The organism is Bacillus massilinigeriensis (assembly GCF_900111815.1).
GTDB classification, from domain to species: domain Bacteria; phylum Bacillota; class Bacilli; order Bacillales; family Cytobacillaceae; genus Mesobacillus_C; species Mesobacillus_C mediterraneensis.
Genome location: NZ_LT630004.1, coordinates 758,282 through 779,430 on the forward strand (window position 1 = coordinate 758,282; position 21,149 = coordinate 779,430).

General features: G+C 41.7%; 24 protein-coding genes. 15 read left to right on the plus strand and 9 right to left on the minus strand.

The window, feature by feature from the left end; translation table 11 throughout:
• Window positions 1-6 precede the first annotated feature (6 nt).
• Complete coding sequence (locus BQ5796_RS04105) at window positions 7-1,518, plus strand: coproporphyrinogen III oxidase (RefSeq protein WP_071459062.1); 1,512 nt, start codon at window positions 7-9, stop codon at window positions 1,516-1,518.
• Between the two features lie 140 nt (window positions 1,519-1,658).
• Here BQ5796_RS04105 and BQ5796_RS04110 read toward each other — a convergent pair whose 3' ends face one another.
• Window positions 1,659-1,844 (minus strand): YhzD family protein, encoded by a 186-nt coding sequence (locus tag BQ5796_RS04110; protein WP_071459063.1) that lies wholly within the window; start codon window positions 1,842-1,844, stop codon window positions 1,659-1,661.
• Between the two features lie 155 nt (window positions 1,845-1,999).
• Here BQ5796_RS04110 and BQ5796_RS04115 point away from each other — a divergent pair, with 155 nt between their 5' ends.
• The 7 genes from BQ5796_RS04115 (at window position 2,000) to BQ5796_RS04145 (ending at window position 10,779) form a co-directional block, all read left to right on the plus strand.
• A complete protein-coding gene (locus BQ5796_RS04115) occupies window positions 2,000-2,899 on the plus strand; it encodes an ABC transporter ATP-binding protein (RefSeq protein WP_071459064.1) in 900 nt (299 codons plus the stop codon).
• The gene (locus BQ5796_RS04120) at window positions 2,892-4,136 is read left to right on the plus strand and encodes an ABC transporter permease (RefSeq protein ID WP_071459065.1); all 1,245 of its coding nucleotides are present in this window, start codon (window positions 2,892-2,894) and stop codon (window positions 4,134-4,136) included. The genes BQ5796_RS04115 and BQ5796_RS04120 overlap by 8 nt, the downstream gene beginning before the upstream one ends.
• 262 nt (window positions 4,137-4,398) lie before the next feature.
• The gene (locus tag BQ5796_RS04125) at window positions 4,399-5,034 is read left to right on the plus strand and encodes an FMN-dependent NADH-azoreductase (RefSeq protein ID WP_071459066.1); all 636 of its coding nucleotides are present in this window, start codon (window positions 4,399-4,401) and stop codon (window positions 5,032-5,034) included.
• A gap of 60 nt (window positions 5,035-5,094) precedes the next feature.
• The gene (locus BQ5796_RS04130) at window positions 5,095-6,453 is read left to right on the plus strand and encodes a metallophosphoesterase family protein (RefSeq protein WP_234969300.1); all 1,359 of its coding nucleotides are present in this window, start codon (window positions 5,095-5,097) and stop codon (window positions 6,451-6,453) included.
• A gap of 4 nt (window positions 6,454-6,457) precedes the next feature.
• Complete coding sequence (locus tag BQ5796_RS04135) at window positions 6,458-9,478, plus strand: AAA family ATPase (RefSeq protein WP_071459068.1); 3,021 nt, start codon at window positions 6,458-6,460, stop codon at window positions 9,476-9,478.
• Between the two features lie 37 nt (window positions 9,479-9,515).
• Window positions 9,516-10,460, plus strand: coding sequence for a 3'-5' exoribonuclease YhaM (yhaM, locus tag BQ5796_RS04140; RefSeq protein WP_071459069.1), 945 nt, complete (start codon window positions 9,516-9,518; stop codon window positions 10,458-10,460).
• A gap of 136 nt (window positions 10,461-10,596) precedes the next feature.
• Complete coding sequence (locus tag BQ5796_RS04145) at window positions 10,597-10,779, plus strand: sporulation YhaL family protein (RefSeq protein WP_071459070.1); 183 nt, start codon at window positions 10,597-10,599, stop codon at window positions 10,777-10,779.
• Between the two features lie 45 nt (window positions 10,780-10,824).
• On the opposite strand, the gene BQ5796_RS04150 is transcribed toward BQ5796_RS04145, so the two are convergent.
• Window positions 10,825-11,694 (minus strand): peptidylprolyl isomerase, encoded by an 870-nt coding sequence (locus BQ5796_RS04150; protein WP_071459071.1) that lies wholly within the window; start codon window positions 11,692-11,694, stop codon window positions 10,825-10,827.
• A gap of 206 nt (window positions 11,695-11,900) precedes the next feature.
• On the opposite strand from BQ5796_RS04150, the gene BQ5796_RS17295 reads away from it, so the two are divergent.
• Window positions 11,901-12,014, plus strand: a complete 114-nt coding sequence (locus BQ5796_RS17295; RefSeq protein WP_074033893.1) for a YjcZ family sporulation protein — start codon at window positions 11,901-11,903, stop codon at window positions 12,012-12,014.
• Between the two features lie 34 nt (window positions 12,015-12,048).
• Window positions 12,049-12,138: a YjcZ family sporulation protein gene (locus BQ5796_RS04155; protein ID WP_071459072.1), complete on the plus strand. Its 90-nt coding sequence runs from the start codon at window positions 12,049-12,051 to the stop codon at window positions 12,136-12,138.
• Window positions 12,139-12,194: 56 nt separating this feature from the next.
• Here BQ5796_RS04155 and BQ5796_RS04160 read toward each other — a convergent pair whose 3' ends face one another.
• On the minus strand, window positions 12,195-12,383 hold the full coding sequence (locus BQ5796_RS04160; RefSeq protein WP_071459073.1) for a hypothetical protein: 189 nt from the start codon (window positions 12,381-12,383) through the stop codon (window positions 12,195-12,197).
• A 155-nt stretch (window positions 12,384-12,538) separates the two neighbouring features.
• Here BQ5796_RS04160 and BQ5796_RS04165 point away from each other — a divergent pair, with 155 nt between their 5' ends.
• On the plus strand, window positions 12,539-12,880 hold the full coding sequence (locus BQ5796_RS04165) for a DUF1878 family protein (protein WP_071459074.1): 342 nt from the start codon (window positions 12,539-12,541) through the stop codon (window positions 12,878-12,880).
• Between the two features lie 7 nt (window positions 12,881-12,887).
• On the opposite strand, the gene BQ5796_RS04170 is transcribed toward BQ5796_RS04165, so the two are convergent.
• Together BQ5796_RS04170 and BQ5796_RS04175 are read right to left on the minus strand one after the other, a co-directional pair.
• Window positions 12,888-13,463 (minus strand): HTH-type transcriptional regulator Hpr, encoded by a 576-nt coding sequence (locus tag BQ5796_RS04170; protein WP_071459075.1) that lies wholly within the window; start codon window positions 13,461-13,463, stop codon window positions 12,888-12,890.
• Window positions 13,464-13,701: 238 nt separating this feature from the next.
• Window positions 13,702-14,070 carry a YtxH domain-containing protein gene (locus BQ5796_RS04175; protein ID WP_234969301.1) on the minus strand — a complete coding sequence of 123 codons (369 nt, stop codon included), beginning with the start codon at window positions 14,068-14,070 and terminating at the stop codon, window positions 13,702-13,704.
• 171 nt (window positions 14,071-14,241) lie between these two features.
• Here BQ5796_RS04175 and yhzF point away from each other — a divergent pair, with 171 nt between their 5' ends.
• Entirely contained in the window at window positions 14,242-14,433 is a 192-nt protein-coding gene (yhzF, locus tag BQ5796_RS04180) for a membrane protein YhzF (protein ID WP_071459077.1), read from the plus strand.
• Between the two features lie 48 nt (window positions 14,434-14,481).
• On the opposite strand, the gene BQ5796_RS04185 is transcribed toward yhzF, so the two are convergent.
• From BQ5796_RS04185 to BQ5796_RS04195, 3 genes are all read right to left on the minus strand, one after another.
• The gene (locus BQ5796_RS04185) at window positions 14,482-15,000 is read right to left on the minus strand and encodes a tryptophan transporter (protein ID WP_071459078.1); all 519 of its coding nucleotides are present in this window, start codon (window positions 14,998-15,000) and stop codon (window positions 14,482-14,484) included.
• Between the two features lie 133 nt (window positions 15,001-15,133).
• The gene (serC, locus tag BQ5796_RS04190) at window positions 15,134-16,213 is read right to left on the minus strand and encodes a 3-phosphoserine/phosphohydroxythreonine transaminase (RefSeq protein ID WP_071459079.1); all 1,080 of its coding nucleotides are present in this window, start codon (window positions 16,211-16,213) and stop codon (window positions 15,134-15,136) included.
• A 136-nt stretch (window positions 16,214-16,349) separates the two neighbouring features.
• Complete coding sequence (locus BQ5796_RS04195) at window positions 16,350-16,769, minus strand: HIT family protein (protein ID WP_071459080.1); 420 nt, start codon at window positions 16,767-16,769, stop codon at window positions 16,350-16,352.
• 557 nt (window positions 16,770-17,326) lie between these two features.
• On the opposite strand from BQ5796_RS04195, the gene BQ5796_RS04200 reads away from it, so the two are divergent.
• Window positions 17,327-18,067: an ABC transporter ATP-binding protein gene (locus BQ5796_RS04200; protein ID WP_071459081.1), complete on the plus strand. Its 741-nt coding sequence runs from the start codon at window positions 17,327-17,329 to the stop codon at window positions 18,065-18,067.
• Window positions 18,060-19,271, plus strand: a complete 1,212-nt coding sequence (locus BQ5796_RS04205) for an ABC transporter permease (protein WP_071459082.1) — start codon at window positions 18,060-18,062, stop codon at window positions 19,269-19,271. The genes BQ5796_RS04200 and BQ5796_RS04205 overlap by 8 nt, the downstream gene beginning before the upstream one ends.
• Before the next feature lie 38 nt (window positions 19,272-19,309).
• On the opposite strand, the gene BQ5796_RS04210 is transcribed toward BQ5796_RS04205, so the two are convergent.
• Window positions 19,310-19,831, minus strand: coding sequence for an antibiotic biosynthesis monooxygenase family protein (locus BQ5796_RS04210; protein ID WP_071459083.1), 522 nt, complete (start codon window positions 19,829-19,831; stop codon window positions 19,310-19,312).
• Window positions 19,832-20,094: 263 nt separating this feature from the next.
• Here BQ5796_RS04210 and hemE point away from each other — a divergent pair, with 263 nt between their 5' ends.
• Window positions 20,095-21,141: a uroporphyrinogen decarboxylase gene (gene hemE / locus BQ5796_RS04215; RefSeq protein ID WP_071459084.1), complete on the plus strand. Its 1,047-nt coding sequence runs from the start codon at window positions 20,095-20,097 to the stop codon at window positions 21,139-21,141.
• Window positions 21,142-21,149 lie beyond the last annotated feature (8 nt).

Sequence of the window (21,149 nt, forward strand, 5' to 3'; positions counted from 1 at the left end):
TTACAATTGCGTATTTTAATAGATGGCTTGAATGAAGAAAAGTTCAAGAGGCCGCTCCAATTAATAACAAATTTGTTTTTTGAAGAGCCAGAAGTGGCTTTCCGCAGAGAGGATGCCATGCCGGAAGCAGAGGTTGTGTTTACTGTGATTCACGAAGATTCGGTAAGCGTGAAGGCAGCCCTTACAGCTGATGGACTTGCATATCAAGCTGCATATGAAAAAAGCCTGCCTGAATGCCTGACAGATAAGGAAGTATCAAAAACAATAAAGAAAGCTGTTTCCCATGCATACTTGACCGTTCTTCAACAATGGACAGGCATCATCCAGAAATGGGGCATCTTGACTGGTGTACGACCTACAAAGCTTCTCCATAAGAGCCTCCAGCATGGCGAGACGATGGATAATGCTCACAAGATGCTGGCTGAAGAGTACTTGATTACTCCTGAAAAAATACAACTGATGCAGGAAATCGTCGATAGGCAGCTTCTTGCCATTCCGGATTTATATCATTTAAGGGATGAGGTCAGCATTTATATTGGAATTCCGTTTTGTCCTACAAAATGTGCCTACTGTACATTCCCTGCTTATGCGATTAATGGACGACAGGGCTCTGTTAACAGTTTTCTTGGCGGCCTCCATTTTGAAATGCGTGAAATCGGGCGCTGGCTGAAAGAAAACGGTGTAAAAATCACGACCGTATACTATGGTGGCGGAACGCCTACATCCATTACCGCACAAGAAATGGACATGCTTTATGAAGAGATGTACACATCTTTTCCAGATGTGAAAAATATCAGGGAAATTACAGTAGAAGCTGGCCGTCCTGATACAATCACCTCGGAAAAACTCGATGTCCTAAATAAGTGGAATATCGACCGAATTTCGATTAATCCCCAATCTTATATCCAGGAAACGCTGAAAGCAATCGGCCGCCATCATACAGTGGAAGAAACGATAGAAAAATATCATCTCGCTCGTTCGCAAGGCATGAACAATATTAATATGGATTTGATCATCGGTTTGCCTGGGGAAGGGGCAAAAGAGTTTCAGCATACATTGGATGAAACGAAAAAGCTGATGCCAGAATCGTTGACTGTTCATACGCTATCTTTCAAACGGGCATCCGAAATGACAAAAAATAAAGAGAAGTACAAAGTTGCTGGACGGGAAGAAATAGAAGAAATGATGAACCTGGCAGAAGAATGGACGGCAGATCATGGTTATCATCCTTATTACCTCTACAGGCAGAAAAATATTCTAGGAAACCTTGAAAACGTGGGATATGCTTTGCCGGGACAAGAAAGCTTATATAATATCCTGATTATGGAGGAATTACAGACGATTATTGGCCTGGGCTGTGGTGCATCAAGCAAGTTTATTCACCCTGTAACCGGTGCTATCACTCATTTTGCTAATCCAAAAGATCCGAAATCTTACAATGACAGTTTTAAAGAATATACGGAGAAGAAGATCAGCATGCTTAAAGAAATTTTTCATCAGGAAAGCTCTCTTGCTTAAGGCAGAGAGCTTTTACAGAAAAAGAAAGATTTTTTAAATTAATCTGATAAAAAATGACGTAAGCGCTTCATTCCCTTTATTTACGGAAAAATAGGAAAAAGCAAAGGAATTTAAGGATCAGTTCCTTTGCTTTTTCCTTGTTATGGATGAAAAAGAATTAATTTTCCTTTTGGTGAAGTACACCGATGGGTGATATCTTGAAGGTTTTTCTCCTCGATAAGCTTTTTACCGGTTTCCTTTGCTGCATCATCATTTTCAGCTTGAAAGGATTCATCCACCATTTTTTCGCCATTATGCCCGAATGCAGTCAATTTGTATGTCCCCATGAACTTACCCCACCTTTGTGTTAATATTCTTAATATTTACCACTATTCTGGCATAATCTTACGAATAGTGCAAAAGAAAAATATTGCTGGAAAAAGGAACCTTTTAACGAGATAATCGTAATAGATAAATAGAGAAAAATGGGAGGTTTCAGGCCATGGTATTAAAGTTGGAGAATGTGACAAAGCGGTTTGGTGAATTTACTGCGGTGGATGACCTGTCATTGGAAATTCCAGAAGGCGAGATGTTCGGTTTTCTCGGGGCCAATGGAGCAGGTAAAACTACGACGTTTCGAATGATACTTGGACTAATGGACGCTTCGGCAGGAAGGATTACTTGGAACGGTAAGAAAATAGATTATTCTACAAGTCCTCTCATCGGATACTTGCCAGAAGAAAGGGGGCTGTATCCGAAGCTGAAGGTCAGGGAACAAATTGTCTACCTTGCGAGGCTTCGTGGAATGAAAAAACAGGATGCTTTAAACGAACTGGATTACTGGCTGGAGAGATTCAGGGTACCGGAATATGCGGATAAAAAAGTGGAGGAATTATCTAAAGGGAATCAACAAAAAATTCAATTTATCGCTGCGGTCATACATAAGCCCAAACTTATCATCCTTGATGAACCTTTCAGCGGGCTAGATCCGGTGAATGTCGAGCAGTTGAAAGAGTCTGTCATCGATCTGAAAGAAGCAGGAAGCAGTATTGTTTTTTCCAGCCATAGAATGGAGCATGTGGAAGAAATGTGCGAACATTTATGTATCATGCAGAAAGGACGACCTGTAGTCTATGGCGCATTGAAGGAAATTAAGCGTTCCTTCGGCAGAAAAAACCTAACAATCCATGCGGATTTCGATTTGTCAGAACTGAAGAATTTTGAAGGTGTCACTAGCGCAAGAAAGTCAACAGAGGGTATAACACTCCAAGTTACTGGAGAAAGCGTGGCAGAGGAACTGCTAAAAGCGATTATCGGTAAGGGATTCATCAGGAAATTCGAATTGGAAGAGCCTTCTTTAAATGATATTTTTATAGAAAAGGCAGGTGCTTCTTATGAATAATTTTTTTATTATTCTTTTTCACACTTATTTCAGTAAACTGAAAACGAAGCAGTTTATTATTACAACCATCATTACAGCATTGATAATGGTCGGTCTTGCATACCTTCCAAAACTGATTGATAGCTTTGATAAAAATGAAACGGAGAAGATAGCTGTCATCGACCATACTGATGAGCTTTATGCTCCATTTAAAGCGCAAATGAAGACGATAGACAAAGACTTGAAGCTAGTACCATTTGAAGGAACTAGTAAGGAAGCGGATAAAAAAGTGGAGAAGGGAAGCTTTGAAGGCGTAATCGAACTAGATTATAATGCAGAAAATCTGCCTGAAGGTTCCTATCGTGCCATGAGCATTGCGAATAATTCTGTTCCGGGCAATATGGAAACAGGGCTTCAGCAAATGAAAACGTTGATGGCATCCAAACAGATGAATCTTACGCCACAGCAGCTGAACAAATTATATGAACCAGTGAAGCTGGATAAGAAGGCGCTTGAAAAGGATGCAAAGACAGAAGAAGAATTAAACCAAGCAAGAGGACTTGTCTATGTCCTGCTATTTTTGATTTATTTCGCTGTCATTATGTATGCTAATATGATTGCAATGGAAGTGGCGACAGAAAAGTCTTCAAGAGTGATGGAAATATTGATTTCAAGCGTGTCCCCGATTAAACAAATGTTTGCCAAAATCCTTGGTGTCGGCCTTTTATCGCTCACCCAACTCGGAGTGCTGCTCGTTGTGGGATACGTTTCCGCTAAGCAAAACCTTAACGCAATGAAAGGCGGAATCTTTGAATTCTTTGGTTTTGCAAACATACCTGCTGCAACAATCATTTATGCAGCCGTGTTCTTCCTGTTAGGCTACTTCCTTTATGCAACCCTTGCTGCTTTTCTAGGCTCGCTTGTCAGCAAGATAGAGGATGTACAGCAAATGATTACGCCAATGACTTTATTAATTGTAGCGGCATTTATGATGGCGATGTTCGGACTAGGACAGCCGGACTCCACTTTTGTGAAAGTGACATCCTATATCCCATTCTTCTCACCAATGCTTATGTTCCTTCGGGTTGGCATGCTGAACATCCCGGCATGGGAAGCAATGCTGTCCATTGGAATTCTAATCGCGACAATCATTGTCTTAGCTATTTTTGGTGCCCGTGTCTATCGAGGCGGCGTCCTAATGTATGGGAAATCAAGTTCCTTTAAGGATATTAAAAAGGCGATTCAGCTTACAAAATAATGATAGACCGTCAGGAATCCTATTGAGGCATAGCCTGAAGATAAATTCGATTTAAGTCGAGTTTGTCTTCAGGCTTTTTGTTTTAATGAAAGTGATGATGGAGGATTTTTATTTAGTGAAACGGGGAATATATAACTTGATAATCAAAATTAAACAAATTGATTGACAATATCATTAAAGTATCATAAGATTACTTTGAATTAAATATATTTTATTTAAAAATATACGAATTTGAAAAAAATTAAGGGAAAGGTTGATCACAGTGGCAAAAGTTCTTTATATTACTGCAAATCCTATGGGAGAAGATCGCTCATTCAGCATTGCTGCAGGTAATGCATTCATTTCATCATACAAGGAGGTTAATCCTGCAGACGAAGTTGTAACAATCGATTTGTTCAAAGAGTATATTCCAGAAATAGATGGCGATGTTCTGGGGGCATGGGGAAAATTAGCTGCAGGAACTCAGTTTGACAGCTTGTCAGCCGCTGAGCAGAAAAAAGTAGGTCGTCTGGCTGAGCTTGTGGATCAATTTGTAGGTGCGGATAAGTACGTATTTGTAACACCAATGTGGAATTTCTCATTTCCTCCAGTAATGAAAGCATATTTGGATGCTGTTTCTGTAGCTGGGAAGACTTTTAAATATACGGAGCAAGGTCCAGTCGGCTTACTGACAGATAAGAAAGCATTGCACATCCAAGCACGCGGTGGTTTCTACTCAGAAGGTCCTGCTTGCGAAATGGAAATGGGTCATCGCTATATTTCTGTACTTATGGGCTTTTTCGGCGTTCCATCTCTTGAAGGCTTGTTCGTTGAAGGGCATAACGCAATGCCTGATAAAGCTGCCGAAATCAAAGAGGATGCCGTCAAGCGTGCAGCTGAACTTGGAAGTAAATTTTAATCCGAAAAAGAAATTCAGAGCAGCTCATATTGGGCTGTTCTTTTTTTATGTTGTTATGCAGTGGTTGATTTCGCCACTCCAGCTGCCGAGAGCTATCCCAGGCTATGCATAGCTTTTTATATAGAACGTGCATTCGTATTTTTTGGATGGTACAATGAAGGAAAAGGCATCGAAAGGAACGGGAAGATGAAGGAAATTACTTTTTTACATAGCGCTGATTTGCATCTCGATAGCCCGATGACCGGCCTGCAGTCACTGCCTGGGCCTATTTTTAACAGGCTTCGCCAAAGCACTTTTAAAGCGCTGGCCAACCTTGTAGATAAAGCAATTAAACATGACGTTGACTTTGTTATTGTTGCAGGCGATATATATGATGGAGCGGACCGCAGTCTAAAAGCGCAAACGGGCTTTCGAAAAGAGATGGAGCGCCTTTGTGCTGCTGGTATTCCTGCCTATATTATCCACGGAAATCATGATCATCTTGGAGGGAACTGGCCAAAGGTAGAGCTGCCGGAAAACGTTCATGTTTTTCCAGGACGGATACATAGAGAACGTTTCGTCAAGGCCGACGGTACGGCTGCCCATTTGTATGGATTTAGCTACCCTGAGCGGCATGTAACAGATAGATGGTCAGATCAGTATGAAAAAGCGGATGATGCTGATTACCATATTGGAATTTTGCATGGTCATGCAGAAGGAGAGTGGGATCACGGCAAATATGCCCCCTTTACTGTTTCTGAATTGATGAAGAAGAACTTTGATTACTGGGCGCTCGGCCACATCCACAAAAGGATCAAGCTTGCAGAAAGCCCTCCGATTATTTACTCTGGTAACCCTCAAGGAAGGAATCGCAAGGAAACAGGGAAGAAAGGCTGCTATCTTGTAAGATTGACAGAGAACGGGACAGACCTGCAATTTTTAGAAACAAACGATGTCATTTGGACAGAAATCAGCTTAGATGGTTCAAGCGTGGGAAATGCGGGAGATTTGTATCGGCTCTGCAGGGAAGAAGCAGATAGGCAACGTGAAAGAGGAAAAGGGGTCATCCTTTCTTTGACTATTGAAGGCATCAGAACGGATATCAAGGAGCTTAGGGCAGCAATTGAAACCGGTGAACTATTAGAAATTCTACAGGAAGAAGAGAAAGACGAGGATAATTTTGTCTGGATTCCTTCTCTTTCCTATAGAACCGATTTTATTTATGAACGGGAAAAACTCGTGTTGCAAGGAGAGTTTTACAAGGAAATGCTGACGGTAATCGATGAGTACAATGACTTTCCTAATACGCTATCTCCTCTATTCAACCATAATCTTGCACGAAGGCATTTAGACGAGCTGGATGAGACAGAAGAAAAAGAACTGTTGAAAGAAGCGGAAAAACTGCTCATTACACTGTTTGAACGAGAGGAGGGCATGTGAGCCTATGAAATTACAGGAGATACATATTTACGGGTATGGAAAGCTGGAAAATGTCTCATTCAAAAGCCTTCAGGATGTGCAGGTTTTTTATGGAGCAAATGAAGCAGGTAAATCAACGATAATGAGTTTTATCCATAGTATCCTGTTCGGTTTTCCGACAAAACAGCAGGCTGAGCTGCGTTATGAACCGAAAAAACATTCAAAATATGGTGGCATGATTGTTGCTGAGTTTTCCACAATTGGGTCGGCAGTGATCGAAAGGGTGAAAGGAAGAGCGATTGGAGATGTTACTGTAACATTGCCTGACGGTACGATCGGTGGAGAAGAACTGTTAGCGAATCTTCTTGGCGGTATCGACAAAAACTTTTATCAGTCGATTTTCTCCTTCGGTTTCCAAGGGCTGCAGAACATCCACAATATGAAAGGAGAGGAGCTTGGCAGGTTCCTCTTTTCAGCCGGAGCGCTTGGGGGGGATAAGCTGATGGCCGTCGAAAACGATCTTGTCAGCAGGATGGAACAGCTGTTCAAGCCTGGCGGAAAGAAACCCGAGTTAAATGCAGCGTTGACAGAACTGAAAGAGCTGCAGGAATCGCTGAAAAAGGCCGAAAAAGAAAGTGCTGAATACCTTCGTCTGCTAAAGGAAAAAGAAGAGCATGAGCAGAAGCTATTCTCCATTCAGAATGAACTGGATCAAAAAAATCGGAGATTGGCGAGACTTAAATTATTAAAACAAGCAATGCCATGGATTGTGGAAGGAGACAAACTGAAAAAAAACCTTAATGATCAACCAGTGGCATTTCCCGAAGGTGGTCTTTCCCGCTTGGACTCTATACTGGAAAGGGAGCGACCGTTATTAAGGAGGCATGCTATTCTTGCTGAAAAAATTGATGCTCTCGAAAAGGAAGCGGAAAAATCCCGTCCAGACTATGCCTTTCAAGTGCGGGAGGCAGAGATTTTGGCACGAATAGAATCACTGCCTTTCTATGAGCAGGAACGAGCGAAAAAGCGGGAGCTCGACTCACGGCTTGAAGAAATCGATGCGGAAATCGAGAGAGTGAATAATACTTTAAATACAAGGTTTACCGAGGAGAATATCAGCTCTTCCAACACAGGTTTTTATATAAGGGAAAAGGCTGAAGAAATTCAGCAGCAAAAGGAGATTCTCTCACAAAAAAAACGTCGGCTCGATGAATCTTTTCAAGAAGAGGCCGAAGCAGTTAAACAGTTAGAAGAAGAAATTCGCAGGCTAGAGCAGGAAACTCCAGATGAAAAATTGCACGATAAGAATGAAGCAAGGCTGCGAGCGCTGAAAGAAAGAGAAAAGCTTGAAGAAGAGTACAGACTATTAAAAGCTGTTGGAATAAAGGGTGAAACTGGAAATAATAACGGACAAAAGCGAGATCGTCTTAATCTGTTTCTATTTGGCATATTTTTCCTTGTTATTCTCAGTGCGGGTATATTCCAAGCGCAATGGCTGCTTGCAGCGGTAGGTGCAGTTGGGCTTGGAATGATAATATTGATGCTCCTTCGCTCTTCCGCCCCCAGGGATCATGCTCCGCACGAAAGCGAAGAATCCTGGGTTGAACGTCTTGTGGAGCTTGAAAAGCTGCTAGCAGAAAGCGATGGACAGGACGGTAGTTTGTTAAGAGAAAAAGTAGAGCGTGACAAAAACTTATTGAAAAAGCTCGAGGAAGCCAAAGCAAGGCTGGAGCAGCAAAATGAGCGCTTTGACCGTGTGATTGGCTCCTTTGAAGAGTGGGAAAAGGAAATAGTGGAGCTGAACAACGAGCAGTCGCAAATAGTTGCAGAGCTGAAACTTCACGATTTTCCTGACAGCGGGAAGATTTTCGATGCCTTCCTTCTTGTGGAAAGGCAGAAGCAGCTTTTTCAAGAACGGCACGCAGTCCAAACAAGAAGAGACAATCTGATTGCTATACAAGATGATGTGGAGAGCGCGTTCAAGCAATTATCGGAAGAAGTTCTAGCCGGAGAGGGAAGGAACCTTTTTGAAATTGCCTCACTCCTGAAAGTGAAAGTTCGGAGGGAAACAGAAAGGAATGCAGCCAATAGGGAAGTTCTGGCCAAACTTTCACAATGGAAGGAAGAAGAGGAGACAAACGCTAAAGAACTAGAAATGCTTCTTTCTGAAAAAAAAGAGCTGTTTGAAATTGCCGCTGTCTCAGATGAAAATGCATTTCGTCAGGCTGGAAATAAGGCGATGCAGCAAAAAGAACAATGGAGGCGGCTGGAGGAAGTTTCTCTTCAACTGGACGTGTTGGGAGTAACAGAGAAGGAAATGAAGGATGTTCTTTCAGGAATGGATATTAACGAAGAGTTTACTATAATTCAAAAGAATATAGAAAGCTTAAATGCGAAGCAGGAGGGCTTGCGTGACCAATTGGCCAGGGTTCGTCACAACATCCTCGTACTCGAAGAAGGAGGGACATATAGCGAAAGGCTTCATGAGTATCGGCTTCACAAATCAGCCTTCAGAGAAAAAGCAAAGGAGTGGGCAAAGCTCGCGATTGCCAAGGAACTGCTTTCCAAAACAGTGGAAAAGTATAAGTCAACAAGGCTTCCCGGAGTCCTACGAAAAGCGGAAGAACATTTGAGCTTCCTAACGGACGGAGAATACACACGAATCATCCCGCGCGCTTCAGGAAGCGGTTTTTGGATTGAGGACAAGCATCGAACACGCTTTACGGCAAATGAGCTTAGCCAGGCAACAGCTGAGCAAGTATATGTCTCTATCAGGCTTTCACTGGCTATGGCTTTAAATAGTCAGTACCCATTTCCATTTTTGCTGGACGACAGCTTTGTCAATTTTGATAAAGTGAGAACAGGGCGGATGATGGAGCTTATCAAAAGTATTTCAGGAAACCAAGTACTCTTTTTCACTTGTCATCCCCATTTGCTGGAGAAGTTTGAGCCTATCCAAACCATTCACCTTTCCTTTCGAAGGAAAGATGCAAAGGGAGAAGAATCATCCATAGTAAAGATAAACGCGGGTACGGTTGGAATATGATATACTTTTTTGTAGGAAGGGAGCGGAGAATTGAAATATGGAAAAAGGTGTTTTAGATTACGAAATTGGCGAACAAGTGGAATTGTTTTTACTGATAAAAAGCTCTACAAAAGGAATCGCAAGCAATGGTAAGCCTTTCCTTTCCCTGACACTCCAGGATACGAGCGGGGACATTGAGGCAAAGCTATGGGATGTATCCGAAGGCGATGAAGTCAGGTACGGTCCTGAGAAAATAGTGAAAATCCAGGGAGATATTCAGAATTATCGGGGGAGGATCCAACTTAAGATCAGGCAAATAAGGCCGTCAGCTCAAGGAGATGGGGTAAAGCTAGCGGATTTTCTCGAAACTGCTCCTCTAGGCCAGGACGAAATGACCTCAAAGCTTACTCAGTATATTTTTGATATGAAGAATCCCAATATCCAACGTATTACAAGGCATTTGTTGAAAAAGCATAAAGCTGAATTCATGGAGTTTCCTGCTGCAACGAAGAATCACCATGAATTTGTTTCAGGTCTTGCTTATCATGTTGTTTCCATGCTTGACTTGGCGAGAGTAATTGCAGAACTGTATCCAAGCCTCGACAAGGACTTGCTTTATGCAGGTATCATCCTTCACGACCTTGGAAAGGTCAAGGAGCTTTCTGGTCCTGTAGCTGCAACGTATACAGTGGAAGGAAATCTTCTTGGGCATATCTCCATCATGGTGACGGAAATTGGGAAGGCTGCAGAAGAGCTAGGTATTGCCGGAGAGGAAGTGGTCATCCTTCAGCATATGGTTCTATCTCATCATGGCAAAGCTGAATGGGGCAGTCCAAAGCCTCCGATGATCAAGGAAGCAGAAATTCTTCATTATATCGATAATCTCGATGCAAAAATGAACATGCTCGACAGGGCTATGGCGAGAGTGAAGCCTGGAGAGTTTTCCGAAAGAATATACGCACTCGATAATCGTTCATTCTATAAGCCGGTTTTTCAAAAGTGACAGAATAATAGAAGAAGAGGAAGCATTTAAACTGCTTTCTCTTTTTTTTGTATGGAGAGAGATTCGCAGTTATAACGATTTCCGGGAAAGCATATACTTCTAGAAAAGTGGACAACCATTATTAGGAGGGGAAATGATGACAATTCCAATCTGGGTTATGGCGGTTGCTGCAGGGGTGCTGATTAGCGCCATTATGGCAGTCAAGACAGGGAAAGAAGAAAGAAGGATGGAAGAAGAAATTATCGAGCGGGAAGGCGATGCGTACATGAAGCGCTTGGAGGAAGAAAAAGCGAGAAGGACTGGCTCTATGGAGGTATAGAAAAAGGTTCCCGCGAATGGGAACCTTTTTCTATATTTATTTTTATTACTGAGCTTGGGGCTGGCTGTTAGTCTTGAGAGCGTCTTTTAGGTCTTTATCTTTAATTTTTACGTCAGCTGCTTTAACTTCGTCTTGAAGATTCTGCTGCATTTTTTGTGGATCTACTTTGGAAAGCTTTAGATCGTACTCTAGCTTGTCCTTCATTTCATCATACGATTTTTTCTCTTTCTTATCCGTCAACTTGATGATATGCCATCCCATTTCTGTTTTGACAGGCTTGCTGATTTCACCAACTTTTAAGCTGTAGGCTGCTTTTTCAAACTCAGGAACCATCTTGCCTGGACCAAAGTAGCCGAGGTCGCCGCCGTTTTGAGCAGAGCCAGGATCCTTAGAGAATTCTTTAGCAATACCCTCGAACTTTTCTCCTTTATCAAGCTTAGCTTTGATTTCATTTATAAGCTTTTCGTCTTTTGCTTCAACGAGGATATGGCTAGCCTTGATATCTGGCTTGTATTCATCGTAGCTCTTCTTGATGTCTTTTTCAGAAACTTTGATGTCTTTCATTGCAGCTTTTTCCATCATAATTTGGTCTTTCAGCACTTTTTTTAGTTCTTTTTCATTTTTCAGGTTGTTTTGCTGAAGGACAAGTTCAAAGTTTTCACCAAGCTCTTCCTTTAGTTCTTTTAATTTCTTGTCTACTTCTTCGTCTGTAACTTTATATTTCTTGGAAAGCACCTTTTTGTAGACAAGCTCCTGAACTGCCTGCTCGCCATACTTATCTTTCATTGATTGATACAACTCGTCCTTTGTAATGTCACCTGCATCCGTCTTGACGACGACATCCGAAGAACCGGCATTACATGCACTTAAAGTTAAAACCCCAGCAATACCTAGGGGAAGCATCCACTTTTTCATAAGAACAACTCCTAACAAAAAATTCTGGTTATTTTTCACGTTCATATTTTTTACTATAACACAAAACAAGGGGAGTACAAAAAGTTTTCTTACACTTTTCGGTCTGTCACATGTTGGCGAATGTTTGTTTATTGAAAAATCGGGCACGAAAAAGGCACTTATGCGGGATAAACGCCCATGCTCAAATGCAAGCGGCTGAATAGGATATGTTATCAACCAGGGAAGGAGGTGCCAGTATGGGTGCAGGTTACGGCGCTGGTTTTGCGCTGATTGTCGTATTATTCATTCTGTTGATTATTGTAGGTGCGGCGTGGCTGTAAAAAATCACGTTTTCATATAGAAAGGAGGGTTACTATGTCCGGATCTTGCGGTTTTGGCGGAGGATTTGCCTTGTTGGTTGTCCTCTTCATTTTGCTTATCATCATTGGAGCATCCTGGTATTAACTTTGGAGATTGAAAGCAAAAGCGGTGAGTTTATTCTCACCGCTTCAGTCATGCCGTTATGCAAACAGGACCTCCACATAGGAAGATACCAGTAAAATCGTGATAAGGATATTGATTTTCCTGAACACGCCGGGTTGCCTTTCTTCTGGTATTTCTTTTTGCGTACAGAGGGAATCTGTCAGCCTGTTAATTTGATAGAGGATGAATGATGCAAAAATGATGAACACACCAAAAATGGAAATCATCCAGAAATCCCTCCCTTTACCAATATTGTCTGTTTATAAGATTATCAAAAAAAAATTCAAAAAGATAGTTTTTTATAACCGCTTTCCTGCCGATATTGTAAAATATAGGGTGTATACATAGCAACATGGACGGCAATAAAGGAGTGTTAGATTAAATGGATATAACAGAAATTTTGGATAGAATAAAAAGGCTGGAATTTCATCAGAAGTTGCTGCTGCAGTTGATAAAGGATTCTAGTTATCCTTTTTACGAATATATTCTCCGACAAACCTTGTCGGAAGAAGAAGTTTCACGAATAATGAAAACTTGTGAGCGTTTGAGCAAAGAATTCCAAAAGCAGAAAGCGGAGGGGTTTGTGCACTTTCATCCGCTTTATAAGGATTTCTGCGAAAGCCTTGCGCCTCGGTTGGAGGCCGAGGAAATCATGGAGGCGCTCAGAAGGCAGGGGCTTTATGTAGCTTTGATGACAGAGTTAGAAAAATATAAATTAAATTAAAATTAAATTATACTACTTCTGACTCTATCTCTTCCTTTTTTCGAAGTTTACCTTCAGCTTCAGTGAATTGACTGTCGATGTTGTTGAAGGACTTCTCAAAGATTTCCATGAAATCATCTCCGTAGATGTTTCGGACAATTGCCATGATTTCAATGACATCTGGGAATTTGCCATACAGGTTTTTAAGCGGAAGGGCGCCGGTAAAAACCGCGTTTTTGTCAGGCTCATAGTTTTCCATTAACGCTAGGAGAACTTCTTCTCCTTTTGGTGTAAGCTGTATATAAGTGTTCCGCTTATCGCTTTCCTTTTTAGAAAACTTGAGGTATCCGCGTTCCTCCAGTTTCTTTGAAAAGTTGAAAGCAGTGGAAACATGCATGACACCGAATTTCGCAACATCCGAAATGGAGGCCCCGTTTAGATGGTAGGCAATCCAGAGAATATGATGCTCATTGATATTGAGGTCAAACGGTTTGATCCATTGCTGCCAGTCTTTCTCGATGGACTTCCAAAGCGCTTTACTTAGTTGTGCAATTCTCTGGCTGAAAAGCATTGCTTCTTTCATTGAATAATCTTTCTCAGTCATCCTATTGTCACCCACTTTATTGTTTCTATTAACATTATGCCAATAAAACAAAAAATAATAAAGTATTAATATACTAAATTTTTAGAAAACCACTCTTTTATTTTTGCATTCTTTGTTTAACAAAGACAGAAAAACGGATGCCATCCTATTTTTCTTTTCTTAGCATTTTGTTCGCCATAGAATAAAAAACTCCTCCATCGCCGGCAGACGAACGAGGAGGAGAGGAAAGAATCCTTCACTACTTTTTTGCCGGGGAAGCTAGCTCACTTTCAAGACTCTGGATAGCCGCTTCTATTTCTTTGATGTTTTTTTGCAGCTCTGCTTTATTGTTCTCTGTATTAAGTTTCCATTCGTAAACAGATAACTTAATATCGTGAAAAAAAGCTTTTAAGCTGTCTTTGCCTTCTTTGGAAAGTGTAGATATGCTTTCCTTCATATCCATAAGACTGCTCTTTACATCTGCAAGCTGCTGCATGACTTCCTCTTTATTTTCGCTAAGCTTCCTCCGTGTTTCTTTTCCGGAAGCTGGAGCTGTCAGCAGGGTTGCAACAGCTGCTGCAGTTCCGCCTGCTAGGATGCCGAGTATTAGTGATTTTGCCTTCATCATTATCACCTCTAAATTTCTTTTGTCTACATTATTTTCTCCATATAGTGGATTAAATCCTTTTTTTGGCCAAAAAAGTGTGTAAGCCGTATACCTTATTTATTTTCCTAATATACATGAATTAAACCGGAGGGGATTATTTAGAAGCGCTGTTCCGGAAAGGAGGGAGCAGGTATGGGTACTATTGCGGTATTCATTTACTTTTTGAGCGTTTGCTGTTTTGCAGGCTGTATCCATCAATTTATGGAAACGGGAAGACCGGGTATCTTTCCGTCCAAAAGACTGCTGAAGAAGAGGGCGGTGACCCTTGGAATGGCAGGAGGGGGATTGCTCGTATTTGGGGCGTTGATATCCCTATTGAACTAAAATGTGGAAACAGAGAAAGCCGACCTGTAGAGGCCGGCTTTTTTATTTTCATTTTGATTCCGCAAGCTTTGTTTTCTTAAAAATGCCAAAAGCTATCGGAAACAGGATCATCATAAAAAAGGTGTTAAATAATGCAGCAGGCAATACCGCTCCTGCAAATAGTCCTGCAAAGGCGCCGGGAAGGCCGACGATATAATAGGCTGATGCAAGGAACACAGTACCTGAAACAATGGTTCCAATACTTGTAAGGATGGCCGCGTGAAGCATTGATCCGTAGTGATTCTTTGTTACTGTGAACAAGGCGTAAAAAAGGGCGGCTGTTAAAAATTTATCGATGATGTTTGGTAATAGCCCTCCTGGAAAGGTTGTTGTAAGCCCTGAAAGTAATCCTGTTACAGCAGCAACAAGAAATACACCTTTCCGTTCAGGAAATAACAAGATTGCTAAAAACATCATAGACAGCATCATATCTGGCTTCATACCCATGATGAAGCCTGGTACCACGATGTGGAGCGCAGCACCCATGCCAATTAGAAGCGACAGCGCCACAAGATTTTTCGTATTCAATTCTCATCTCTCCTCTTCTCTGCTAGTCTAAATAAATTCACTTCTCCTGCAGTGCCCTCGTTGCCTGCAGCGAAAAGCTTGCAACCATTATAACATATTTCCATTCATGATAAAGCCTAACAATTCAAAAAATTTATTTATTGGAAAACTCTTTCATAAACAATGCAAGCTGTTCCACATGTTCTATAGGGACGGCATTATAGATGGACGCCCTGCAGCCCCCGACCGAACGGTGGCCCGCAAGCCCGGTGAATCCAAGATTCTTAGCTTCTGCCAGGAACGTTTTTGTTCGTTCTTCAGATTGAAGCGTGAAGGTGACATTCATCAGTGACCTGCTGGCATGTTCGGCATGACCATTATAAAAACCATCGCTTTCGTCGATTGCAGCATAAAGAATGTCCGCTTTTTCTTTGTTCTGTTTCTCAAGCGCTCCAACGCCTCCAAGTGAATCAGCCCATTCCAACACGAGCTTAAGCAAATAGATGGCCATGGTAGGAGGGGTATTATAGAGGGAAGTATTTTTAGCGTGGGTACGATAATCCAGCATAGTCGGAAGCGTATCCTTTGAACGCTGGAGCAGGTCTTTCCGGATGATAACGACGGTAACTCCGGATGGACCAAGGTTCTTTTGTGCACCTGCATAAATCAAGCCATAGTCGCTAATATTTACTTGCCGGCTCATGATATCACTCGACATATCCGCTACAAGCGGGATATCGGGACATGATGGAGGCACATGCCATTGCGTCCCATATATCGTATTGTTTGTTGTGATATGGAGGTATGCTCCGCTTTGCTCAAGCTTTAATTCTGAAAGCGAAGGAATAGCCCTATAACCGTTCTCTTTTCCAGATGCGGCTATCACGGCCGGCCCAAGCCTTTTTGCTTCCGTCAGCGCTTTTTCTGCCCATGATCCTGTCAGGACATAATATGCTTGCTTGCCCTCTATCATCAAATTCATTGGCACCATGGAAAACTGTAGACTGGCCCCGCCCTGCAGGAAAAGAACTTCGTAATCGTCCGGAATGGACATCAGTTCCCTTAATAGCTTTTGAGCGGAATCGTTTATTTCTTCGAATTCCTTGCTGCGATGGCTCATTTCCATTACTGCCATCCCTGTACCTTTGTAGTCCACCAACTCTTTTTCAGCTCTTTTTAGTACGGCCTCCGGCAGGGCAGCAGGCCCTGCGTTAAAGTTTAATGCTCTCTTCATTCTCGAATCCCCCTGGTTTCCTTATAATGCTGTAAAGCAATAAAGAGATAAAATATTAATATTATGCTAGCAGAATCTCAGGCAGATTTCTATTTATTCTGATAAAAAAGAAAAAAACTTCTGCAAAAAACAGAAGTTATAGATTGTCGGCAATATTGGCAGCGATTTTTTTTAAGTCCTCCGGTGTATAGGCAGAGTTATTGGCTTTCCAGACAGCACCGAATCCATCTCCTTCTCCATAGCGTGGAATCAGGTGCATATGGAAATGGAAAACGGTTTGTCCTGCAAGCTCGCCATTATTGTTTAAGAGGTTAAGGCCTACAGGATTATAGGCACTCTTGATAGCGTTAGCGATTTTTGGGACACGTTTGAAAATTTCTTGTGAAACGGTTTCGTCCAATTCGTATAAGTTTTCTTTATGTACCTTTGGAATGACAAGGGTGTGACCTTCTGTCACTTGGCCGATATCAAGGAAAGCTAGTACATGCTCGTCCTCATAAACTTTTGCTGCTGGAATGTCCCCATTGATGATTTTACAAAAAATGCAGTTATCCATTCTAACCATCCTTTCTAGTCCGTTTTCTGGTATTTTATCACAAACCAAGGTGACTTAGGAGAAGGGTTTTCGTTTCTAGCGCAGAATTTAAGAAAATGTAAAGAGACAGGATTTTAAAATCCTGTCCCTGAAGGGGAAGCTATCATGCATTTACATCAGGTATACCTTTTTTAATACTTCATTTACAATGAAATGGAGCATTTTTGTAAAGGATTAATGTTCAATCGGACCATCCCCTGTTCATTTTTATGTTTCGCAACATATAAAAGCGGATGATAGTCGCCGACAAGCACCTCATTTCAGTTGATGGAGTGCGGTTTGAACTATTTTTATGTGGCACCATCTGTAGCATTGGGCAAATCGAATTATTTGTCTTTGACAGACACCTCATTTCGATCGGCTTGGTGCTCCCCTTCAAGAATTATATTGTCCATTTTCCTGAAGAGTATTTGCTCTTTTTATCATTTTTCTAAAAAGTTTTGTTGGTGTGGCCAACTGTCAATATCAGCATCGTTTTGGTAAAATAAAGCCATAAAATTCGTGGAAGGACGTTGCTCATGTCTCTATTGGAAATAAATAACCTTACTGGCGGTTATACGAGAAACCCCGTCTTGAAGGATGTTTCGTTTGAAGTCAGGGAAAAGGAAATCGTCGGTCTTATCGGGTTGAATGGAGCCGGTAAGAGTACAACAATTAAGCATGTGATCGGCTTGATGGAAGCACAAAAAGGGGAAATCAAAATTGGCGGCAGGACTTTCCGTGAAGAAAAGGAGGCATACCGGAAGCAATTCACATTTGTTCCCGAGACGCCGATTCTTTACGATGAGTTAACCCTAGAAGAGCATTTAAGAATTACCGCAATGGCTTATGGATTATCGGAAGATGTATGTTTGGAGCGGATGGATGTCCTTTTGAAGGAGTTTCGGATGGAAAAGAGGTTAAAATGGTTTCCTGCGCATTTTTCAAAAGGAATGAAGCAGAAAGTAATGATTATGTGTGCATTTCTTGTCCAGCCATCGCTTTATATTGTAGATGAACCTTTCGTAGGGCTAGATCCGCTTGGTATTCAGTCCTTGCTGGAACTTATGGGAAAAATGAAGAATAAGGGTGCGGGAGTATTAATGTCGACGCATATTCTCGCCACAGCGGAAAGGTATTGCGACAGGTTCGTTATTCTGCATGAAGGAAAAGTGCGCGCTAAAGGCGACCTATCTGAACTGCGGAAACAATTCTCCATGCCTGATGCCAGTCTCGATGATTTATACATAAAGCTTACAAAGGAAGATAGCTATGTTTGACGCAAATGTGCTATGGAAGGAAAGATTCAGCTTGTTCATGAAAGAAACAGGACGCTATCTCCGTTACATTTTTAACGGGCATCTTGTCATTGTGTTCCTATTTCTGATTGGCACAGCAGGATTTTACTACCAGCAATGGGTGGAATCATTGAGTGAAGGCTTTCCGACCCCGGTTATCATGGCAGCACTCCTGGCATTCGTGCTTGCTTATAGTCCTATTCATACGTTTTTGACAGAGGCAGATAAAATATTTTTGCTTCCTCTTGAAATGAAGCTTAAATCTTATTTTCAAAAAACAGCTATCGCAAGTTTCTTTTTTCAAATATATACGATTGTTATCTTGTTGGCTGTGCTTATGCCAATGTATGTGCAAACGGAAAAAGGTGCTTATGGAAGCTATTTGCTATTTCTTGCTGCTGCGTCTTTCATGAAGATATTGAATCTTTTTGCGCGCTGGAAGGTCCAATATTTCATAGAACCATGGGTGCTGGCTGCCGATTCCTGCATCCGGTATTTTGTTAACTATGTGTTTTTGTTTCTTCTGTTTTCTCAAGCTTCGCTCCCAATCGTCACAGTGCCAGTGGTTATACTTGGAGTTATTGGATTATACTTCCACTCTACTGCAAGAGAGCGCGGGTTGAAGTGGGAGTATTTAATAGGGCAGGACGAAAAGCGAATGGCTGCCTTTTACCGTCTTGCTAACCTCTTTACGGACGTACCGCAGTTAAAAGATATTGTGAAGCGGAGAAGATGGCTTGATTGGATATTTGCCCGTCTTCCATATGGACAGGATCAGGTGTATTCTCATCTTTATAGCAGGACATTTTTTCGTACAGGAGATTATCTTGGATTGGTGACAAGGCTTATCTTAATCGGAGGGATGGGAGTTTACTTTTTAACCTATGGGCCGGGGCAAATCATTTTGGCATTATTGTTCCTGTACCTTACTGCTTTCCAGCTCCAGTCATTGTATGGCCATCATGATCACAAATTGTGGATTGAGCTTTACCCGATTCCATCAAAACAAAAAGAAAAATCGTTTGCTGTTTTTTTTACAGCAATTCTCGTTTTCCAGACAGCGGCTTTTTCCGCAGTTATTTTGTTGAAAGGTCAATGGGAAAGTGCGCTGTTAACCGTTGTCTTAGGTATTCTGTTTTCTTGGTATTTTGTCAATTATTACAGCAAAAAAAGAAGAAATCCATAACAAAAGCACCTCTGGCACTCCGGAGGTGCTTCGTGATTTTATGCAAGGCCTTCTTCCCTTTGGAACGAATGGTATTTGGATACATAAGAGGGACCGGAAAAAATGGATGGTTTGGCATCAATTCCGTCTTCTGTACCGCTCTTGTTGTGTGCATGTTTGTACGCCTGTGAAGTTTGCCACTTTTCAAAGAAAGACTCACTTTCCCAGAGCGTTAGAATGATATAAGTATTAGAGGAAAGCGGACGCAAAACGCGAATTGCGATGAAGCCGTCTTCCTTTTCAATCATCCTCGGCCTGTTTGAGAAACGGTACTCAAAAAGCGGCTTGCCCTCATCTGTAACGGGAATATTATTGAATACAGCAAAAACGGAACCTTCGAGAGGGCCGGTACTATCAATAACTTCATATTTCCTTGGTGCACTGAATACCGTTTTCCCTTCTGTTTCGTGAAGAAGCATAGCACCATCGCCGTTTGATAATAGGAGCATGTTTTCAGCAGAATATTTATCTTGCAGCCTTTGCAGGAAATCGTATGTTCCTGCAGTGATGAACAAATTCAACAGGATCACCTCTTCTATTTGCTTATCACATTATACCCTCTCTTTCATCCTTTGGAACCCAATAACACTTTATTTAGAGGAGGAAACTATAAGAGATAGAAAAACAATAGAATATACGTCTATTTTGTGAACATTGAGCGACATATTGGGAAACAGGATATTAAAAGCGATATAGTGTAATTAGCCCGATTTAGGTATTTTTATTAGGGGATTATTTACATTACAGTAGTACAGATACGAACGAAAGGTGGAACGGGATAATTATGGTGAAAGTGTTGAATGATACATTTTTAAAAGCTGCCAGGGGCGAAGAAACGACTCACACTCCTGTCTGGTATATGCGGCAGGCGGGAAGGTCTCAGCCTGAATACCGTGCAATCAAAGAGAAACATTCTCTTTTTGAAATAACTCATCAGCCGGAACTTTGTGCTTATGTGACAAGGCTGCCTGTCGAACAATATAATGTTGATGCTGCAATACTTTACAAGGACATCATGACACCACTTCCCGCAATCGGGGTAGATGTGGAGATCAAATCCGGAATCGGTCCAGTCATTTCAAACCCTTTCCGGTCTCTTTCAGATGTAGAAAAGCTTGGAGAAATTCATCCAGAGCAGGATGTTCCTTATGTTCTTGACACAATCAAGCTTCTTGTCGAGGAACAGCTGACCGTTCCATTGATCGGATTTTCAGGTGCGCCATTCACTTTGGCAAGCTATATGATCGAAGGTGGCCCTTCGAAAAACTATAATAAAACAAAAGCTTTTATGTACTCAGAACCAAAAGCATGGTTTGCATTAATGGAAAAGCTAGGCGATATGGTGATTACATATGTGAAGGCCCAGATTGCGGCAGGTGTAAAAGCGGTTCAGATATTTGATTCATGGGTCGGCGCGCTAAATGTTCAAGATTACCGTCATTACATTAAACCTGTCATGAATCGGATATTCACAAGCTTGCAGGAAGAGAATGTACCGCTAATCATGTTCGGTGTAGGAGCGAGCCATCTTGCGAAAGAGTGGAATGATCTTCCTTTGGATGTAGTGGGTCTTGACTGGAGAATGCAAATCAGTGAAGCAAGAGAGCTTGGCATCAAAAAGACCGTACAGGGCAATCTTGATCCTGCCATTCTCCTTGCACCTTGGGAAGTAATTGAAGAGCAGGCCCGCGCGATCCTGGACCAAGGATTGGAGCATCCAGGACATATTTTCAATCTCGGTCATGGAGTTTTCCCGTCAGTTAATCCTGATACTTTGAAAAGGCTTGCTTCTTTCATCCATGAGTATTCTTCTTCCAAAAGACAGGGGTAGTTTATAGA

Coding starts and splice junctions, on each gene's coding strand:
- BQ5796_RS04110 (WP_071459063.1), bottom strand. CDS start 1,844: ATGGGGACATACAAATTGACTGCATTCGGGCATAATGGCGAAAAAATG.
- BQ5796_RS04115 (WP_071459064.1), top strand. CDS start 2,000: ATGGTATTAAAGTTGGAGAATGTGACAAAGCGGTTTGGTGAATTTACT.
- BQ5796_RS04120 (WP_071459065.1), top strand. CDS start 2,892: ATGAATAATTTTTTTATTATTCTTTTTCACACTTATTTCAGTAAACTG.
- BQ5796_RS04135 (WP_071459068.1), top strand. CDS start 6,458: ATGAAATTACAGGAGATACATATTTACGGGTATGGAAAGCTGGAAAAT.
- yhaM (WP_071459069.1), top strand. CDS start 9,516: ATGGAAAAAGGTGTTTTAGATTACGAAATTGGCGAACAAGTGGAATTG.
- BQ5796_RS04145 (WP_071459070.1), top strand. CDS start 10,597: ATGACAATTCCAATCTGGGTTATGGCGGTTGCTGCAGGGGTGCTGATT.
- BQ5796_RS04150 (WP_071459071.1), bottom strand. CDS start 11,694: ATGAAAAAGTGGATGCTTCCCCTAGGTATTGCTGGGGTTTTAACTTTA.
- BQ5796_RS17295 (WP_074033893.1), top strand. CDS start 11,901: ATGTTATCAACCAGGGAAGGAGGTGCCAGTATGGGTGCAGGTTACGGC.
- BQ5796_RS04155 (WP_071459072.1), top strand. CDS start 12,049: ATGTCCGGATCTTGCGGTTTTGGCGGAGGATTTGCCTTGTTGGTTGTC.
- BQ5796_RS04160 (WP_071459073.1), bottom strand. CDS start 12,383: ATGATTTCCATTTTTGGTGTGTTCATCATTTTTGCATCATTCATCCTC.
- BQ5796_RS04165 (WP_071459074.1), top strand. CDS start 12,539: ATGGATATAACAGAAATTTTGGATAGAATAAAAAGGCTGGAATTTCAT.
- BQ5796_RS04170 (WP_071459075.1), bottom strand. CDS start 13,463: ATGACTGAGAAAGATTATTCAATGAAAGAAGCAATGCTTTTCAGCCAG.
- BQ5796_RS04175 (WP_234969301.1), bottom strand. CDS start 14,070: ATGATGAAGGCAAAATCACTAATACTCGGCATCCTAGCAGGCGGAACT.
- yhzF (WP_071459077.1), top strand. CDS start 14,242: ATGGGTACTATTGCGGTATTCATTTACTTTTTGAGCGTTTGCTGTTTT.
- serC (WP_071459079.1), bottom strand. CDS start 16,213: ATGAAGAGAGCATTAAACTTTAACGCAGGGCCTGCTGCCCTGCCGGAG.
- BQ5796_RS04195 (WP_071459080.1), bottom strand. CDS start 16,769: ATGGATAACTGCATTTTTTGTAAAATCATCAATGGGGACATTCCAGCA.
- BQ5796_RS04200 (WP_071459081.1), top strand. CDS start 17,327: ATGTCTCTATTGGAAATAAATAACCTTACTGGCGGTTATACGAGAAAC.
- BQ5796_RS04205 (WP_071459082.1), top strand. CDS start 18,060: ATGTTTGACGCAAATGTGCTATGGAAGGAAAGATTCAGCTTGTTCATG.
- hemE (WP_071459084.1), top strand. CDS start 20,095: ATGGTGAAAGTGTTGAATGATACATTTTTAAAAGCTGCCAGGGGCGAA.